At 72.4% G+C, this 17,916-nt stretch carries 17 protein-coding genes; 9 read left to right on the top strand and 8 right to left on the bottom strand.

Annotated features, from left to right (window positions below):
* The first annotated feature begins 280 nt into the window (after nucleotides 1-280).
* The 6 genes from ACFV2S_RS03250 (at nucleotide 281) to ACFV2S_RS03225 (ending at nucleotide 6,208) form a co-directional block, all read left to right on the top strand.
* Entirely contained in the window at nucleotides 281-760 is a 480-nt protein-coding gene (locus tag ACFV2S_RS03250) for a hypothetical protein (protein ID WP_385553778.1), read from the top strand.
* A gap of 188 nt (nucleotides 761-948) precedes the next feature.
* Complete coding sequence (locus ACFV2S_RS03245) at nucleotides 949-2,283, top strand: beta-xylosidase (RefSeq protein WP_385553776.1); 1,335 nt, start codon at nucleotides 949-951, stop codon at nucleotides 2,281-2,283.
* A gap of 99 nt (nucleotides 2,284-2,382) precedes the next feature.
* Complete coding sequence (locus ACFV2S_RS03240) at nucleotides 2,383-3,315, top strand: WxL protein peptidoglycan domain-containing protein (RefSeq protein WP_385554362.1); 933 nt, start codon at nucleotides 2,383-2,385, stop codon at nucleotides 3,313-3,315.
* Between the two features lie 21 nt (nucleotides 3,316-3,336).
* Nucleotides 3,337-4,287 carry a GTPase Era gene (gene era, locus ACFV2S_RS03235; protein ID WP_373313716.1) on the top strand — a complete coding sequence of 317 codons (951 nt, stop codon included), beginning with the start codon at nucleotides 3,337-3,339 and terminating at the stop codon, nucleotides 4,285-4,287.
* Between the two features lie 196 nt (nucleotides 4,288-4,483).
* The gene (locus ACFV2S_RS03230; protein ID WP_385553774.1) at nucleotides 4,484-5,788 is read left to right on the top strand and encodes a TerD family protein; all 1,305 of its coding nucleotides are present in this window, start codon (nucleotides 4,484-4,486) and stop codon (nucleotides 5,786-5,788) included.
* Nucleotides 5,789-5,911: 123 nt separating this feature from the next.
* Nucleotides 5,912-6,208 carry a hypothetical protein gene (locus ACFV2S_RS03225; RefSeq protein WP_385553772.1) on the top strand — a complete coding sequence of 99 codons (297 nt, stop codon included), beginning with the start codon at nucleotides 5,912-5,914 and terminating at the stop codon, nucleotides 6,206-6,208.
* A 7-nt stretch (nucleotides 6,209-6,215) separates the two neighbouring features.
* Here ACFV2S_RS03225 and ACFV2S_RS03220 read toward each other — a convergent pair whose 3' ends face one another.
* Nucleotides 6,216-6,467, bottom strand: a complete 252-nt coding sequence (locus tag ACFV2S_RS03220; protein ID WP_383788311.1) for a protealysin inhibitor emfourin — start codon at nucleotides 6,465-6,467, stop codon at nucleotides 6,216-6,218.
* Between the two features lie 21 nt (nucleotides 6,468-6,488).
* Nucleotides 6,489-7,532: a M4 family metallopeptidase gene (locus ACFV2S_RS03215; RefSeq protein WP_385553769.1), complete on the bottom strand. Its 1,044-nt coding sequence runs from the start codon at nucleotides 7,530-7,532 to the stop codon at nucleotides 6,489-6,491.
* A 294-nt stretch (nucleotides 7,533-7,826) separates the two neighbouring features.
* Here ACFV2S_RS03215 and leuA point away from each other — a divergent pair, with 294 nt between their 5' ends.
* The 3 genes from leuA (at nucleotide 7,827) to ACFV2S_RS03200 (ending at nucleotide 12,000) form a co-directional block, all read left to right on the top strand.
* Nucleotides 7,827-9,590, top strand: a complete 1,764-nt coding sequence (gene leuA, locus ACFV2S_RS03210) for a 2-isopropylmalate synthase (protein ID WP_385553767.1) — start codon at nucleotides 7,827-7,829, stop codon at nucleotides 9,588-9,590.
* A gap of 248 nt (nucleotides 9,591-9,838) precedes the next feature.
* Entirely contained in the window at nucleotides 9,839-11,176 is a 1,338-nt protein-coding gene (locus ACFV2S_RS03205) for a choice-of-anchor A family protein (protein ID WP_385553765.1), read from the top strand.
* A 131-nt stretch (nucleotides 11,177-11,307) separates the two neighbouring features.
* Nucleotides 11,308-12,000 carry a TerB family tellurite resistance protein gene (locus ACFV2S_RS03200; protein ID WP_385553763.1) on the top strand — a complete coding sequence of 231 codons (693 nt, stop codon included), beginning with the start codon at nucleotides 11,308-11,310 and terminating at the stop codon, nucleotides 11,998-12,000.
* An 18-nt stretch (nucleotides 12,001-12,018) separates the two neighbouring features.
* Here the strand turns inward: ACFV2S_RS03200 and ACFV2S_RS03195 are convergent, their stop codons facing one another.
* From ACFV2S_RS03195 to ACFV2S_RS03170, 6 genes are all read right to left on the bottom strand, one after another.
* Nucleotides 12,019-13,539, bottom strand: coding sequence for a LuxR family transcriptional regulator (locus ACFV2S_RS03195; RefSeq protein WP_385553761.1), 1,521 nt, complete (start codon nucleotides 13,537-13,539; stop codon nucleotides 12,019-12,021).
* Between the two features lie 63 nt (nucleotides 13,540-13,602).
* Nucleotides 13,603-14,973, bottom strand: coding sequence for an FAD-dependent oxidoreductase (locus tag ACFV2S_RS03190; RefSeq protein WP_385553759.1), 1,371 nt, complete (start codon nucleotides 14,971-14,973; stop codon nucleotides 13,603-13,605).
* A 138-nt stretch (nucleotides 14,974-15,111) separates the two neighbouring features.
* A complete protein-coding gene (locus tag ACFV2S_RS03185) occupies nucleotides 15,112-15,945 on the bottom strand; it encodes a hypothetical protein (protein WP_385553757.1) in 834 nt (277 codons plus the stop codon).
* 51 nt (nucleotides 15,946-15,996) lie between these two features.
* The gene (locus ACFV2S_RS03180; protein ID WP_385553755.1) at nucleotides 15,997-16,788 is read right to left on the bottom strand and encodes a DUF3592 domain-containing protein; all 792 of its coding nucleotides are present in this window, start codon (nucleotides 16,786-16,788) and stop codon (nucleotides 15,997-15,999) included.
* Nucleotides 16,785-17,054: a DUF397 domain-containing protein gene (locus ACFV2S_RS03175; RefSeq protein ID WP_385553753.1), complete on the bottom strand. Its 270-nt coding sequence runs from the start codon at nucleotides 17,052-17,054 to the stop codon at nucleotides 16,785-16,787. The genes ACFV2S_RS03180 and ACFV2S_RS03175 overlap by 4 nt, the downstream gene beginning before the upstream one ends.
* A complete protein-coding gene (locus tag ACFV2S_RS03170) occupies nucleotides 17,036-17,869 on the bottom strand; it encodes a Scr1 family TA system antitoxin-like transcriptional regulator (RefSeq protein ID WP_385553752.1) in 834 nt (277 codons plus the stop codon). Before ACFV2S_RS03170 ends, ACFV2S_RS03175 begins: the two co-directional genes overlap by 19 nt.
* Between the last annotated feature and the right edge of the window lie 47 nt (nucleotides 17,870-17,916).

The following is a 17,916-nucleotide window of genomic DNA, read 5'->3' as shown; positions in this document are numbered from 1 at the left end:
GGCCCCCCCCCCCGGTGGACCGCGGGGGGCCCGGCGGGGACGGGGGGCTGGGGGTCCCCGGGGGGCTCCCGCGCGCGCCCGCCCCCGCCCCGGGGGGGCGGGGGGGCGCGCGGGCCCCCCGCTTCTTTGTGTCCTTGTGAAGGATCACCGCATCTTCTCTTGCCTTCCCATGCGGTCTGCGCGTCAATGACAGCGGTTCGTCCGACGGACCGTCAGATCTCCATCATTCACGCAGTGTCCGCACCCCTGCGTTCGGTATCGGAAGGGGTTCGAACTCGCCATGAGAAGCAGAAGCACCTTAGGGACCGTCGCGGTACTCACCGGGGCGCTCGCCGCCGCCGGACTCGCCTTCGCTCCGACGGCCGGCGCGGTCTCGCCGGGCTCGGCCACGGCGACGTACGACTGCGGCAGCTGGGGCGGTGGCGGCGCCACCCTCACGGCCACGCAGAGCGGCACCGCCGCGACGATCACCATCAGCTCCGCCGTCACCACGCCGGTCGCGGTCGGCACCGACACGATCAGCTCGACCCTGACGCTGGCCAAGGCCGGCGGCGGCACCCGGGTCTTCACCGGGAAGAAGAACCCCGCCCGCTCCGCCGGGCAGTCCGTGATCATGGGCCCGCTCAGCGGGACCGTGGCCTCGGGCGACAGTCTCAACTCGTACTTCGCGGGGGTCGCCCTCAAGATGGTGATCTTCGGGGTCACGGTGAACTGTGACGCGGTGACCTCGCAGTCGCCGGGTCCGTTCGTCTTCAGCTGAGCCCGCCCCAACCGGACCGGTGTCGCCCTGGGCGGCACCGGTCTCTGTCGTGACCTGCGTATATGTCCCCCATGTCCTGATCTTGACACGATCTGATGGGTCATCAGTCACTGGGATCGGATTCCATTGACTTCTCTCCGCCCGCGGCCGTCAATGGCGCCCACTCATCCTCAGGAGGGGGCACTCCCATGGCACTCACCCGATCCCGGGCGGCGGCCCGAAGACGGCGCTGGACCGCCGTCCTCGGCGTCACCGCCCTCGCGGTCGCCGGCGCCGGCGCGCTCGCCGCCCCGGCCGGCGCGACGACCACGTCGCAGCCGGTGGAATTCCAGACCCGCTGCGTCCCGCCGCCGATCGCCGGCATCCCGCCCATCACGGGCACCACCACCGCCGCGATCACGGTCGACAAGGCCAGCCCCAAGGTCGGCGAGACCGTGACCGTGACCTACACGATCACCAAGCCCGCCGCGTCCAACCCGGTCGACCTCGCGCTCCCGGCCGACATCATGACGCCCACCGGCAAGGTGGTCCTCGGCGGCGCCCAGACCGGCACGGTCACCGTCACCGGCCCCAAGAAGAACCCGCCGGTCCCCGGCAAGGGCTCCTTCCCGGCCTTCTCCATGACGGGCACCTTCACCGCCACCGAGGCCGGATCGATCACGCTCTCGCCCGGCGACTACAACATCCACACCTCGTACCTGATGGAGCTGGACACCCCCTGTACGGTGCTCGACCCGCCCGCCCCGGTCTCCGAGACGGTCGTCGCGAGCCCCGTCACCAGCCCCAACACCCGCGCGCTGCAGCTCGACAACGCCTCCGGAGACCCCGGCGTCCGGGTGACCGTCACCGGGTCGAAGTTCACCCCGCTGACCGAGGTCACCGTCGTCGGCCGCGCCGGGGCCGCGGAGACCGCCGACCGGATGATCGTCACGACCGACAGCGAGGGCGGTTTCGCCGCGCGCCTGAAGGTCAACGACGTGGCGACCACCGGGATCGTGGCGTACGAGGGCGCGGCCTGGGATCCCGAGAAGGGCGCGGGACCCGCCGCCTACAAGGTCATCGTCCCGGCTCCGCCGAACAGCCAGACGATCACCGCGGCCGTCACGCCGGGCGAGCTGTCCATGACCCAGGCCGGGGACGCCGTCCAGCTGTCCTCCGTCGACTTCGGCGCGGGCGGCGCGGCCACCGGCGCGCTCCAGACGGTGACCGTCAAGGACTTCCGCGGCGGCCCCGCCGGCTGGTCCCTGACCGGCAAGGTCACCGACTTCACCGGCCCCGGCGGCGCCATCGGGGCCGGGAGCCTCTCCTGGACCCCCGCCTGCACCGCCAAGGCCGGCAGCCCCAGCACCTGCGCCGCCGGCTCGGCCGGCCCGGTCGGCAGCGGCGGCGCGACCCTCGCCTCCACGCCGAACGGCACCCTCACGGGCGGCGAGTTCACCGTCGACGCGCAGCTCTCCCTCGACGTCCCGGCGTTCACCGCGCCCGGCTCGTACGCGGGCGTGCTCACGCTGACCCTGTCCTGACCGCCCCGCGGGCCGGGCGCGCACCCGGCCGGCCCGCCCCGATCCGCACCCCGGGGGTCCGCACCCGTGCGCACGAAGCCGTACGTCCTCCTCCTGAGCATGCTGAGCACCCTGAGCGCCCTCGCCGTGCTGCTCGGCCTCGCGCCGGGCGCCCGGGCCGCCGAGAACGGCGAGTGGGCCGTCTACCCGGCCGCCTCGCGGCTCGGCGGCCGCCCGTACTTCTACCTCTCGGCCGACCCCGGCACGACGCTCACCGACCGGGTCACCGTCGCCAACAAGACCGCCGCACCGCTGACCTTCCGGCTGTACGGCGCCGACGCCTACAACACCGACCGGGACGGCGGCTTCGCCGTCCGCACCCAGAAGGAGAAGCAGACCGGCGCCGGTGCCTGGATCAAGCCCGAGCGGACCCGGATCACCGTCCCCGCCCGGTCGGCCGTCACCGTCCCGTACACCCTGACCGTCCCCGCCGACGCCGACCCCGGCGACCACCCCGGGGCTCTCGTCGCCCTCGACGAGCGGATCGCCCCGGGCGGCAGGGGGGCCGTCGCCATGGGCGTCCAGCGCGCGGTCGGCGCCCGCGTGTACCTGCGCGTCAACGGGCCGACGGTCCCCGCCCTCGCCGTCGAGGACGTCACCCTCGACCAGGACCGGCCGATGGTCCCCGGCACGCGCACGAGCAGCGCCCTCGTCTCGTACACCCTGTACAACCGCGGCAACGTCACCCTCAACCCCAAGGTCGTCCTGAAGGCCCGGGGGCTCTTCGGCCGCACCCTCCTCGACCGCGACCTGGCCACGGTCCCCGCCGAGCTGCTGCCCCGGCAGAAGATCCGGCTCACCGAGCGCTGGACCGGTTCCCCACAGCTCGACTGGGGCGACATCACCCTCACCGCGACCGCGAAGGACGTGAAGGAGAGCGGCACCGTGTCCTTCCTGGCCCTGCCATGGCTCGCCGCCGCGGTCCTCGTCGTGGGCGGCGCGGCCGGGCTCTTCGGCCTGCGGATACGGCGCCGCCGGGCACTGAGTGCGTGAGGCGGGCGCTCATCGGGGACAATGGCCCCCATGAGCGCTCGCAACCAAGAAACCGAAGCCGTCCACCGGGCCGGCTTCGCCTGCTTCGTCGGCCGCCCCAACGCGGGCAAGTCCACCCTCACGAACGCTCTGGTCGGCCAGAAGGTGGCCATCACCTCGAACCGGCCGCAGACCACCCGGCACACCGTCCGCGGCATCGTGCACCGCCCCGAGGCGCAGCTGATCCTGGTGGACACCCCCGGCCTCCACAAGCCGCGCACCCTCCTGGGCGAGCGGCTCAACGACGTCGTGCGCACCACCTGGGCCGAGGTCGACGTGATCGGCTTCTGCCTGCCCGCCGACCAGAAGCTCGGCCCCGGCGACAAGTTCATCGCCAAGGAACTCGCCGGGATCAAGAAGACCCCCAAGGTCGCGATCATCACCAAGACCGACCTGGTCGACTCCAAGACCCTCGCCGAGCAGCTGATCGCGATCGACCAGCTCGGCAAGGAGCTCGGCTTCGAGTGGGCGCAGATCGTCCCCGTCTCGGCCGTCGGCAACAAGCAGGTCCAGCTCGTCGCCGACCTGCTCATCCCGCTCCTGCCGGAGTCCCCGCCGCTCTACCCGGAGGGCGACCTCACGGACGAGCCGGAGCAGGTCATGGTCGCGGAGCTGATCCGCGAGGCCGCGCTCGAAGGCGTACGGGATGAGCTGCCGCACTCCATCGCGGTCGTCGTCGAGGAGATGATCCCGCGCGAGAACCGCCCGGCGGACCGGCCGCTGCTCGACATCCACGCGAACGTGTACATCGAGCGCCCCAGCCAGAAGGGCATCATCATCGGCCCCAAGGGCAGCCGCCTGAAGGAGGTCGGCATGAAGTCCCGCAAGCACATCGAGGCGCTCCTCGGCACGCCGGTCTTCCTCGACCTGCACGTGAAGGTCGCGAAGGACTGGCAGCGGGACCCGAAGCAGCTGCGGAAGCTGGGCTTCTAGGGCGACCCGCCCCCGTCCGGTGGCGACCCGCCCCCGTCCGGTCGGAGGACGGCGATGGGGAGGGGTCCCGAAGCAGCTGCGGAAGCTGGGCTTCCAGGGGCTGGAAGCCGGGCTTCCCGCCGCGGAAGCCCGCTTCTCGGCGGTCTTCCGGGCCGTCTTCTGGGCGGACCCCGGGGGCGCGTGTCAGCATGGCGCCGTGACAGAGATCGTCAAGGGGGGAAACCTGCCGGTCCCCGGGCAGGTGTGGCGGATCGCGGTCGTCCGGCGGGCCGCCGGCGACGGAGTGCCGGAGGTCGACGCCTCGGCGCTGCTGCTCGACGCCGAGGGCCGGGTCAGGGGCGACGGCGACCTGGTCTTCTACAACCAGCCCGCGCACGCGTCCGGCGCGGTGCGCCTGCTCGGGCAGGTACGGGACGAGGAGCAGCGCGTCGCCGACTGGCTGGAGATCGACACCGCGCGCGTGGAGCCGGGCGTCCGGCGCATCGTGATCACCGCCTCCAGCGAGGACGGGACCTTCGGCCGGGTGCCCGACCTGCACATCCGGACGATGAGCGCCGCCACCGGCGAGCAGCTGGCGCTGTACGAGGTCGACGACGCGACCACCGAGACGGCCTTCGTCCTCGGCGAGTTCTACCGGCGCGACGGGGCGTGGAAGTTCCGTGCCGTGGGCCAGGGGTACGACTCCGGTCTCGTCGGCCTCGCCGAGGACTTCGGCATCGAGGGCAGGGACCCGGAGCCGGAGCCCGGGGACGAGCCCGCCCCCGCCGGGGAACCCGCCCCGCCCGAGACCATCCCCGAGGAGCTCCTGGCCAAGGTCCGGGCAGCCGAGGCCGCCGTCCAGGCGCCGGCGCAGGTCCCCGTCCAGCGGCCCGCCCGCGTCGGCCCGCGGTCGGACATCGAGCTCTTCGGAGGGGACTTCCCGGAGTTCGTCCGCAGCGGCAAGGGAAGGACGACCCTCACCGTCGACGTGCCGATCCCGGCCGGTTACGTCGTGGTCGACTCCACCCGCGCCGGCACGGGCCACTTCTCCGTGGAGAGCCTCGACGAGAAGGACAGGTCCAACGGTCTGCTGGCGAACACGCTCCTGGAGGACTACGAGGGCCGGGCGCTGCTGCGCCACGACGGCCGGAGCCCGCTGCGGCTGCGCGTGAGCACCGGCGCCCGAGCGTGGACGCTCGCCGTCCGTCCGGTCGCCACCGTGGAGCAGCTCGGCCGCCGTGCCCGGGGGAGGGGCGGCGACGTGCTGCTGTACACGGGTCCGGCCGGCCACCTCTCCTCCCGGCTCCGCACGGGGTTCGACCACGCGTACTTCCTCGTCCAGGGCCACGAGCCGGACGGCCGCGAGCACCTGCTCGCCAATGTGGCGAGCAGGCTCCCCCGGGACGGCAGCCCGCTGCCCGAGGGGCCCCTGCTCGTGCAGGTCGAGAGTGCCGACGGCGACTGGTCCCTGGAGGTCCGCCCGCCCCGCCAGAGCAGGTTCTGGCGCCGGGACGCCTCCTAGCGGGCCGGGTCGGGGCCGCGCCGAGCCGAGTGGCACCGGTCCGAAGCCCGCGAGACGATGAGAGCCGAGGGGGTCGGGGACTCGCCCGGGGGTTCGGAGCACGCGACGCTGGGGAGCACCGCCATGGACGCCAAGGCCGGCTGCGGGCCGCAGAGCGACCCCGAGTTCTTCGCCGCACTCGACGATCTGTTCGCCCGGTATCCCGAGGCCGCCGACAAGTACGCGATCACGTGCATGACGATGCAACTCGACGTCCTGAAGATCGACTTCCGCAGGCAGGTGGGCGTGTCCCGCGTCGAGGACGGCCGCCTCGTCACGGAGTACGTCGACCGGGACGCCGCCACCCGCACCCGCAGCGGCACGTGCTGCGGGTGGTGGCACGGCGAGTGCATCCTCAAGTGCGACCCGCCGCCGGTCTGAGAACCGCCTAGGCGCCTTCCTTGAGGACCCTCGTCACGAGGGTCCTCTGGGCGTCCGTGAGGTGCGGGTCGCGGCAGCGGACCGTGCGGCCGTCGACGGTGATCTCGTACGAGAAGCCGTCCGGCACGCCCCGGGCGCCGCCGTCGTCCTGCGCGAGGACGGCGGAGGACAGGGACTCCCACTCGGGTCCCGAGACCTCCACCTCCGCCGACCGCTCGATGCCCGCGAAACCGCCCGTGCGCCGCACTCGAATCCGCATGGGCCCTGTCTACCAGCCGGCTCAGGCCGTCGGTACTCCGACGCCGGACCAGGCGCGCGCCACGGCCTCGGCCGTCACCTCGCCGTAGAGGTCCCGCGCCGTCGCCACCGTCGCCCGCGCGAACTCGGTGAACCGGGCCTCCTCGGTCAGCGTCCCGCCGGTCATCGTCGCGTACCAGATCCGGCCGGGCTTCTCCCAGGCGCTGCCGCCGAGTTCGGTGGCCAGCAGGTAGAAGGCGCGGTTGGGGATGCCGGAGTTGATGTGCACCCCGCCGTTGTCGGAGCCGGTGCGGACGTAGTGGTCCATGTGGCCGGGCTGCGGGTCCTTGCCGAGGACGTCGTCGTCGTACGCGGTGCCGGGATCCTTCATGGACCGCAGCGCCGTGCCCTTGTCGACGGCGGGGCCGAGCAGCCCGGCCCCGATGAGCCAGTCGGCCTGCTCGACGCTCTGGCCGAGCGCGTACTGCTTCACGAGCGTGCCGAAGACGTCCGACACGTGCTCGTTGAGCGCCCCGGACTGGCCGTAGTACGCGAGGTTCGCCGAGTACTGCGTGAAGCCGTGGGCCAGCTCGTGGCCGATGACGTCGACCGGGAGCGTGAAGTCGAGGAACAGCTCGCCGTCGCCGTCGCCGAACACCATCTGCTCGCCGTTCCAGAAGGCGTTGTCGTACTTCTCGTCGTAGTGGACGGTCGCCGTGAGCGGCAGCCCGGCGCCGTCGATCGAGTCGTGGCCGAAGGCGTTCAGGAAGAGGTCGAAGGTCGCCCCGAGGCCGGCGTAGGCGCGGTTGGCCGTGTCGTCGGTGGTCGGCGGCTCGCCCTCGGCGCGCACCTGGTGGCCGGGCAGCCGGGTGCCGTTCTTGGCGTCGTGGATGGTGCGCCGGGGCTTGCCGTCGGCGGCCTCCGCCGGGGCGGGCACGGCCCGCTCGGTCCGGGCGGTGCGCTGGGCCAGGTCCCCCGCGAGGGTGCGGCGGGCGGCCTCGGCGACGGCCGGGTCGGCGTGCTCGGCCAGCCGCTCCAGGACGTGCGGCGGGACGATCGAGCAGAAGACAGGCGTGTGGGAGGTCATGTCAGCAATGTGGCACTGCGTACCGCCGGTGTCACGGGTTGCGACGATGATTGGCGAAATGGAGTGATGGGTCACCTTTCGGGCTTGACGCCGCCGCCGTCCCGCATACTGAAACACGGCGTCCGGCTTTCACGGACCTGGGCTAAGGTGACGCACATCATGCGTTTCGGGCTGCTTCTCCTTAGCTGCCGCGGCGAGGGCCTGTAGTCGTAGGCCGACCCCCTCCCCGCGGGACCTGGTGTTGCGTTCGACAGTCGGCCGTCCTTCCCGCAGGACCCCGAGGAGCCCTACGCAATGTCCCAGTCGCCCTTCGTCAGCCGCCCGACGCCCGTCACCAACGCGACCCACACGCAGCAGCCGTCCGGGATGCCGATCCACAAGTACGGCCGGTACGAGGCCGTCGTCATCCCCGACCGGACCTGGCCCGAGCAGCGCATCACCAAGGCGCCCCGCTGGCTGTCCACCGATCTGCGCGACGGCAACCAGGCGCTGATCGACCCGATGTCCCCGGCCCGCAAGCGCGAGATGTTCGACCTGCTCGTACGCATGGGCTACAAGGAGATCGAGGTCGGCTTCCCGTCCTCCGGCGAGACCGACTTCGCGTTCGTGCGCTCCATCATCGAAGAGGGCGCGATCCCGGACGACGTCACCATCTCCGTCCTGACCCAGGCCCGCGAGGACCTGATCGAGCGGACCGTGGAGTCCCTGGTCGGCGCCAAGCGCGCCACCGTCCACCTGTACAACGCCACCGCACCCACCTTCCGCCGGGTCGTCTTCCGCGGCTCGAAGGAGCAGATCAAGCAGATCGCCGTGGACGGCACCCGTCTGGTGATGGAGTACGCGGAGAAGCTGCTGGGCCCGGAGACCGCCTTCGGCTACCAGTACAGCCCCGAGATCTTCACCGACACCGAGCTGGACTTCGCCCTGGAGGTCTGCGAGGCGGTCTGTGACGTCTGGCAGCCCGGCCCGGGCCGCGAGATCATCCTGAACCTGCCCGCCACCGTGGAGCGTTCGACGCCGTCCACGCACGCGGACCGCTTCGAGTGGATGGCCCGGAACCTGACCCGCCGCGAGCACATCTGCATCTCCGTCCACCCGCACAACGACCGCGGCACGGCCGTGGCCGCCGCCGAACTGGCGGTCATGGCCGGCGCCGACCGCATCGAGGGCTGCCTGTTCGGCCAGGGCGAGCGGACCGGCAACGTCGACCTGGTGACGCTGGGCATGAACCTGTTCTCGCAGGGCGTCGACCCGCAGATCGACTTCTCCCAGATCGACGAGATCCGCCGTACCTCCGAGTACTGCAACCAGATGGAGGTCCACCCGCGCCACCCCTACGCGGGCGACCTGGTCTACACCGCCTTCTCCGGCTCCCACCAGGACGCCATCAAGAAGGGCTTCGACGCCATGGAGGCCGACGCGGCCGCCCAGGGCAGGACCGTCGACGAGATCGAGTGGGCCGTCCCGTACCTGCCGATCGACCCGAAGGACGTCGGCCGCTCCTACGAGGCCGTCATCCGGGTCAACTCGCAGTCCGGCAAGGGCGGCATCGCGTACGTCCTGAAGAACGACCACAAGCTGGACCTGCCGCGCCGGATGCAGATCGAGTTCTCGAAGATCATCCAGCAGAAGACCGACACCGAGGGCGGCGAGGTCACGCCGGCCGCGATCTGGGCCGTCTTCCAGGACGAGTACCTGCCCAACCCGCAGAACGCCTGGGGACGCATCCAGCTGCGCTCCGGCCAGTCGACCTCCGACACCGACGGCACCGACACCCTGACCGTCGAGGCGGTCGTGGACGGCGTCGACACCGTCCTGACCGGCGCCGGCAACGGTCCGATCTCCGCGTTCTTCGCCGCGCTGCAGTCCATCGGCGTCGACGCCCGCCTGCTGGACTACCAGGAGCACACGATGAGCGAGGGCGCCTCCGCGCAGGCCGCCTCGTACATCGAGTGCGCCATCGACGGCAAGGTCCTGTGGGGCATCGGCATCGACGCCAACACCACCCGCGCCTCCCTGAAGGCGGTCATCTCGGCGGTGAACCGCTCCGCCCGCTGACCCCCGTCACCCCGCTGTCCGCTGCCCCGCACCCTTCCTCCCGGAGGGTGCGGGGCAGCGGCGCATGTGAGCCGCATCACGCTTGTGTGGGGCTTCAGATTCACTTAAGGAAGATCATCCCCGCATGTCGGATTCAGTGACATATCAGGTGAGTTGACGGCACATCTGGGAATGGCGGAAGGTCGGCACGTCCCCTCGGACACACCCCCCACGCGCCCTCCCCGTACCTCCCTGACCTGGAGTTTCGCATGCGCACGACCGCTGCCGTGGCTGCCGTCCTCGCCGTTACCGGTGCCGCCCTCGGCTGGGCCCCCGTCGCCTCCGCCGCCACCACCGAGTGCGCCGCCTCTCCGCTGGGCACGGCCGGTCTCTACGCCGAGTTCGTCGAGAAGGACTCGGTCCGCTATTCCGACTCCGAGGGTGCGGTCGCCGTCGGCGGCGACGCCCACTTCGGCGACGCGAAGCTCGGCCAGGGCTTCTCCGTGGGCTACCAGCTGACCCCCGCCGACCTCGCGAAGCTGCCCGGCGGCCACAGCCTCGTCGTCGCCGGCACGCTCCACGCCAACCAGGTCGTGATCACCAAGGGCACCGGCGTGTACGGCGAGCTCGACGACCGCTCCCAGAAGGGCGGCGGCTTCGGCGTCGACGGCCCGAGCACCAAGGGCGCCTCGCCGGTCGACTTCGGCAAGGAGTTCACGAACCTGCGGGCGCTGTCCACCGGCTGGGCCGCCACCGCGGCCAACGGCACGGTCTCCACGTCCGGCGACGGCATCTTCCTCACCGGCACCGACAAGACCCTCAACGTCTTCGCCGTGAACGCCGCCGACCTGGAGAAGTTCCGCGCGATCACCCTGGACGTCCCGGTCGGCTCCTCGACCCTCGTGAACGTGCTCGGCGCCTCGTACGACATGAGCACCTCGGCCACCTACGGCGTCTACTACAAGAACCTCGCAGGCGGCGCGCCCGTCATCGACGACTACAACGTGCCCGCCGACGCGTACCGGCAGATCCGCTCCCAGCTGCTCTGGAACTTCCCGCAGGCCACGAGCGTGAAGAAGAACTACACCTCCTGGCCCGGCACCATCCTCGCCCCGAACGCCAAGGTCGAGATGGGCGGCAAGAACGTCGGCCCCGGCCACGTCAACGGCTCCGTCATAGCCGAGGAGCTCGTCACCGTCCCCGGTGCCGAGACCCACCAGATGAACTTCACCGGCTGCCTCCCGAAGGAGACGACGCCCGGACCCGTCGTCACCCCCCAGCCGCCGAAGCCGACGGACACCCCCGTCCCCACCCCGCCGGCCACCACGCCCGCGCCCACCCCGAGCGAGGGCGGCGCGACCCCGGGCGCCTCCGAGACCCCCTCGGGCTCCGCGTCCCCGTCCGCCCCCGCCACCCCGTCCACCCCGGGTGAGGCGACCACCGCGCCCGCCACCGCCCCGACCCCGGCTCCGTCCGCCACCCCGGAGGGTGATCTCGCGACGACCGGTTCGGCCATCGGCCCCGGTGTCATCGGTGCCGCCGCGGCCGCCGTCGTCGTCGGCGGAGGCTTCCTGGCCTTTGCGAAGCGCCGCCGCCGCGCTTCCTGACCCCGCGCGAGGGATGTCGTGTCTCGGCCAAGTCGGTGGTGATCTGACGACGGGGTGCTGACGCCACATCAAGGATGTGGCTAACATCACGCCAACGCCGGCAGTGCAGCCGGGCCGTTGAGGAGGTGCGTGTGCGGTCTGCCCGGAATTCACGTGGTGGGAAAGTGGGCGTCTGCGGAATCCGCACCTCCTGGAACACGGTCGGGGACGGCGAGTTCTTCTGCGAGGAGTGCGGGGGCGACCGGAACTACCGGCGCCGCACCGGCCGCCGCAGGTTCGCCGTCCTGGGCGTCCCCGTCCTCCCCCGGGGCTGTACCGGCCCCGTCGTCGAGTGCGCGGCCTGTCACACGCACTTCGGCACGGAGGTGCTCGACCACCCGACGACCAGCCGCTTCTCCGGAATGCTGCGGGACGCCGTGCACACCGTCGCCCTGGCCGTCCTCGCCGCCGGCGGCACCGAGTCCCGCGAGGTCCTGGACCGGGCCGTCACCGCGGTCCGGTCCGCCGGCTTCGCCGAGTGCACGGCCGTCCAGCTCGTCGACCTCGTCGAGGCCCTGGAGGCCGACACCGGGCGCTTCATGCCCGAGGTGAACCCCGAGGGCACGCTCCTCTCGATCGAGCTCCACGAGGCGCTGGAGCCGCTCACCCCGCACCTGGCGCCCTCCGGGCGGGAGTCGATCCTGCTCCAGGCCGCCCGGATCGCCCTCGCCGACGGCGCCTACACCCCGGCCGAGACCGAGGTCCTCGGGACCGTCGGGAACGCGCTCGCACTCGCCCCCGAGGACACCGTCCGCCTCCTCGCCTCGGCCCGCACCGTCCCGTAACCCCGGCGCCCGTCCTCCTCAGCCGGAACGCCCGGCCGGGGTGCGCCGCCTCCCGCCCGCCGCCAGGGCCGCCGCCCGCCGGGCGTCCGGCACGGCCCCGAGCCGCTCGAACACCGCCCGCGCCGCCCCCAGCTCACCCCGGGCCGCGCCCTCGTCGCCCACCGCCCGGTGGGCCGCCGCGAGCAGCACCCGGACCCGGGCCGCCTCGTACGGCACCCGCAGCCCCAGCCACCCGGCGAGCGCCCGGCGCAGCAGCCGCAGCGCGGGCTCCGGCCGGGCCTCCGCCAGCGCCACCGCGCCCCGCGCCGTGTCGGCCGTCGCCCGCAGCAGCGGCACGTCCCCGGCCCGCACCTCCAGCTCGGCCGCCGCGCCCGCCGCCCCGGGCACGTCACCGACGGCGAGGGCCACCTCGGTCCGGGCGGCGAGCAGCCGGGCCCTGCCGAAGGCGTCGCGGCGGGGGTCGCCGAGGCAGGCGAGCGCCAGGCCGACGCCCGCCGCCGCCGCGTCGGCCCGGCCCTGCGCGAGCCGCAGCAGCGCGAGGCCCGGCTGCGGGATCCTGCCCAGCTCGTGGGCGCGCGCGTACGAGGCGGCGGCCTCCTGAAGGCGGCCCTGGCGGCGCTGGACGTCCCCCGCGGTGCAGTACGCGGCGGCGGCCGACTCCCGGCAGTCCACCGGCACCTCCCGGCACGCCTGGCGCGCCTCGGCCTCCGCGAGCGCCCAGGCCCCGAGGAGGTCGAGCACCTGGACCCGGTGCGCCCGGCACACCCCGCGGAAGGGGTTCTCGCCGGAGGGCGCGGTCAGGGGCGCCCCGGGGGCCGGGGGACGGCCCGTCCACGGCGGCGCGCACCACTCCATCGCCGCGTTCGTCCACTCCACCGCACGGCCGAGGTCCGCCGCCTCCAGGCACCGCGTCAGGACCAGGCCGTACAGCCGGCCCGTGACCATCCCGCCGAGTTCGCCCGCGAGGACCGCGCGCATCACCTCGTCGAGAAGGGCCATCGCCTCCGTGCGGCGGCCGTCGGCGAGGAGGACCGAGGCCCCGGCCTGCCGGCTCAGGGCCAGCAGGTCCGGGCTGCCCGAGCGGACGGCGAGCGCGGTCATGCGGCGGGCTGCGGCGAGGGCCGCCGCGCGGTCGCCGCGGGCCGCAGCCGTCTCGGCGTCGGTCCACGCGGGGAAGCACTGCTCGGGGCAGGGCGGCTCGTCGTCCAGATGGTGGTGGGCCCGGTGCAGCCAGCCGGAGGCCGCCGCGGGCCGGCCGAGGGCCTCGTACGCGTGCGCCAGCCACCAGGAGGCGAGTCCCGCGCCCCGGTGGTCACCGCGCGCCACGAAGGCCGCGTGGGCCCGCAGCCGGGCCGTGACGGACTCGTCCACGCGGCCCGACCACCAGGCCGCCTCGGCCAGGATCGTGAGGTCGTCGGCGGTCAGGGCGCGCCGGGGACGCGCGTCCTGGGCGCGCAGCAGCGCGTACGCCTCGGCCCAGGCGTCACGGGCCGCCGCGTCCCGCGCGCGCGGGAGCGCGTCGATCGTGGGTGCGGACATGGGCCCCCACCTCTTCCGGGTCCTTCCAATGTAGGACCGGGAAGAGGAGAGGGCCCTCGGGCGCTACTTGATCGCGCCGCTCGCGCGCAGCATGTCCTCGCGCTCGACGATCTTCACGCGCTCGCGGCCTTGCGGCTCGCCGAGCGCCTTCTCGGCGGCGTCGAGGGCGTACCAGCCCTCCCACGTCGTGTACGTGAGGCCCTTGCCCTCCAGGAAGGACACGACCGCGTCCGCCTCCGGGGTGGACGGCGTGAGCAGGCGCCCGTTCGCGAAGTCGTCCAGGAGGTTCGCGACGGTCTCGTTGGCGTCGCCCTTGGTGTGGCCGATGAGGCCGACCGGGCCGCGCCGGATCCAGCCGGTGCAGTACGTGGAGGCCAGGTGCTCGCCGGTCTCCTGGAGGACACGGCCGCCCTCGTCCGGGACGGTGCCGGAGACGGCGTCCCAGGGCAGCTTGGGCAGCTCGTCGGAGAGGTAGCCGACGGCCCGGTACACGGCCTGGACGTCCCAGTCGGTGGTGGCGCCGGTGCCCTTCACGTTGCCCGTGCCGTCGAGCTCGGTGCGCTCGGTGCGCAGGCCGACGACCTTGCCGTCCTCGCCGAGGATCTCGACGGGCGACTCGAAGAAGTGCAGGAAGAGCTTGTGCGGGCGGTCGCCGACGTCGCGGATCGCCCAGTTCTCCAGGGTCTTCGCGACCATGTCGGTCTGCTTGTTCTTGCGGCGCTCGGCGATCGAGCCCTCGTCGTAGTCGATGTCCTCGGGGTTGACGATGACCTCGATGTTCGGCGAGTGGTCGAGCTCGCGCAGCTCCATCGGGCTGAACTTCGCCTGCGCGGGGCCGCGGCGGCCGAAGACGTGGATCTCCTTGGCCCGGTTCGCCTTGAGGCCGTCGTACACGTTGGCCGGGATCTCGGTCGGCAGCAGCTCGTCCGCCGTCTTGGCCAGGATGCGCGCGATGTCGAGGGCCACGTTGCCGACGCCGAGGACGGCGACCTTCTCGGCGGAGAGCTCCCAGTCGCGCGGGACGTCCGGGTGCCCGTCGTACCAGGACGCGAAGTCGGCCGCGCCGAGCGAGCCGTCCAGCTCCACGCCGGGGATCCTCAGCTCGCGGTCGGCCATGGCGCCGGTCGAGAAGATCACCGCGTCGTAGAAGGCGCGCAGGTCGTCGAGGTGCACGTCGGTGCCGTAGTCGACGTTGCCGAAGAGGCGGACCTGCGGCTTGTCGAGGACCTGGTGGAGGGCGTTGACGATGCCCTTGATCCGCGGGTGGTCGGGGGCGACGCCGTAGCGGATGAGGCCGAAGGGCGCGGGCATCCGCTCGAAGAGGTCGATCGACACGCCCGGCTCGGCGGCGGCGTCGGACTTCAGCAGCGCATCGGCGGCGTAGATTCCGGCGGGGCCGGCGCCGACGATCGCGACCCGGAGGGGGCGGGGCATGACGGGGTTCCCTTCGCAAGCGACGTGGCGGCGAAAGCCGCCGACACTTAGGCCACCCTAAATAACCCCTCGCGCGGAGTGGTACCCGCCCCCGGTCTATGAGCTCATAAGGCGAACTTATGACTTCCATAAGTGGGCCTAGGTGGTGCCGGAGATCGCCCCGGGGTCGACGAACGCGAGGACGGTCAGCGCGATCAGGCCGGCGAAGCCGAGCAGCGCGACGAACGCCAGGAACGCTCCGAGCGCGAGCTCCCCGCGCCGGAACAGGGCGGCCCGGGGGAGGACGACGTTCCCCGGGTCGGCGGGGTCGTAGCTCACCTTGACGGCGATGCCGCCCGCCCAGGTGAACACATGGCGGATCCGGCCCGCCGGGTCCGTGTAGAGGTACATCCCCGGCCGCTCCGGGACCTCGGCGGCGAAGGCCGTGATGCCGTGCCGGGTCAGGCGCCACTCGCGGTACCAGTTGGCCAGCGCGTTCGTCCCGACGGCGAGGGCCGCCGTCATGACGAGGCCTCCCGGTATGAGGGCGATCAGTGTGGCCGGGTCCCCGGAGACGGCGACGGCCACGCACGCCAGGACGATCAGGCCGAGGGCGCCGCCCGACAGCCACCCGATGCGGCGCAGCTTCCGCGCCCGCCGGGTCAGGGGGAGGGCGCGCGTCTCGACGAGCGCGGTCCCGTCCGCCGCCGTGTCCCGTCCGGGCGTCCCGGGCAGGACGGCGTTCACCCTCTCGGCGAACATCGCCGCCCCCGCCTCGCTCGCCCCGTCGATCCGGTGCACGTACCGCGTGCTCCCCGCCGGGGCCGTCAGCTCGACGCTCACCGACCGCCCCTCCGCCCGGATCCGCTCGACCGCCGCAAGCGGGATGAGCGCCTCCTCGTGAGGGCGCCTCAGGAGCAGCGCGTCGCCGTCCAGTTGGAGCGAGGACTTCTTGGCGCCCTGGACGACGGGTGTGGACGGAGTGATCGGCATGGCCGTGATCGTAGGGGTCGATCACGTCCGGTTGAACCCCTGGTCCTCCGCTCAGTACCGGACGGCGCCGACGACCAGCCACCCCATCCCGGAGAGACCGCCGCCCGTGAGGCCGCAGCCGACGAGCGTCATGAGCGCCATCATGCCGCGCACGTACAGCCCCTCGCGGTGGACGGCCACCTTCGGGTTACGCGGGTCGTAGGCCACCTCGAACCGCTCCCCGCCCACGCTGTTGTCGTAGGTGTGGGCGGTGCCGGTCGTGTCCGTGTACCGGTAGACCCTCGTCCTGTTCGTGTGGTGGGAGAACTCCGCGACGACGGTGATGCCGTGCCTCGGCAGGTGCCACATCCGGTACAGGCCCCGTGCCGTGACGTGCACGAGGAACACGCCGACGGCGACGACCAGGGCCGCGGGCCAGAAGAGGAACAGGTACGGCAACGGGCCCGCCACCCCGAGGAACACGTCCAGCGCGACGACCGGCACGGCCGCGACGAGCGCGCGCACCTGCCAGGGGGCGAGCCGTCGCGCCGGGGCCGACGGGATCCACGTCGTGACGAGGGCGGCCCCGTCGCCGTCCGCCTCCGGCAGGGCGCCGTTGACGGCCTCGGCGAAGGCGGTCGCGGCGGCCTCGCTCACGTCCTCGACGCGGTACGTGGTGGGTTCGGCCCCCTCCGGGGCTCTCAGCTCCATCTCGACCGTCCGCCCCTCGGCGCGGGCCCGCGCGATCGCTGCCAGGGGGATGTGGTGCCCCACGTCGGGGCGGCCGAGCGTGACGGCCCCTTCCTCGAAGCGGAGGACGGCGTCGCCGCTGCCGCGCAGGACGAGGGAGGGTGCGGTGGTCATCTCGCGATGCCGGCGACGAACACGGACCAGGCGGCGGCGGGCACGACGAGCACGGGCCCGTCGGCGACCTTGCTGTCGCGGACGGGGACGACGCCGGTGACGTCGTCGAGGACCTCGACGCAGTCGCCGCCTTCACCGTTGCTGTAGCTGCTCTTGCGCCAGGCGGCACCCGTGAAGTCGTAGGAGACCTCGACGCAGTCCCCGCCCGACCCGTTGCTGTAGGAGCTCTTGAACCAGTGGGCGTTGTTCAGGTCGTATGCGCGCATCGTCTGAAGTCCTCCGCCGCCGACTCGATCAGGGCCAGGGACGCCGCCGGCGACAGCGTGGCGACCCTGAGCAGATCGTAGGCCCGCTGGGCATCCTTCACCACAGCCGGATCATCGAGGAGTGTTCCCGTGAACTCCGTCTCCGTATAGGCGGTTGGGGGCTGGTCCGCGAACTCCATGAGCGTGAGTGTTCCGGTCATGTGGGCGTGTCCGCCGACCGCGCGCGGTAGCACTGTCGCCAGCGCCACGCGCGCTCGCACGAGCGCTGCCATGTGCTCCAGGGCCTCGGCCATCACGGCGGGGCCGCCCACAGGGGTGAGGAGCACGTGCTCGTGCAGGATCACCCAATACTCCGGCCTTGTTGTGTCCTTGAGGATGCGGGCGCGGTCCAGCCGAGAGCTGACCTTCTCCTCGACGTACTCCTCCGTGGCGAACGGGTGCACGGCCAAGGTCACCGCTTGCGCGTACGCCCTCGTCTGCAACAACCCCGGCACCACCAGCGGCGCGAACTCGCAGATCTTCGTCGCCACCACCTCCAGCTCCGCCACTTCGTGGAAATAGGAGGCGTACGGTGACTTGTTGATGAGATCGCGTACCGTCCGTTCGAAAATACCGCCGGTTTGTAGGACGCGGTCGATTCGCTCTGCGACATCCAGCTGAGGTTTTCGGATTCCCTGCTCGAACAGTCCGATGTACGCACCGGACACGAACACCAGTCCGCCCAGCTCGGTCTGCGAGAGTTTCGCCGTCTCCCGGCGCTCCTTGAGGAGCTCTCCGAAGAACTGCCACCTCTCGTCCTGCCTGCCCTTGGCCATGGGCTAACTCTCCCACCCTACCCACCAGTTGTACGACCTGCACATCT

It is taken from the genome of Streptomyces sp. NPDC059695 (genome assembly GCF_042733785.1).
Classification (GTDB): Bacteria; Actinomycetota; Actinomycetes; order Streptomycetales; family Streptomycetaceae; genus Streptomyces.
Note: the sequence above shows the minus strand (reverse complement) of the source record. Positions and strands in the feature narration are given on the sequence as shown.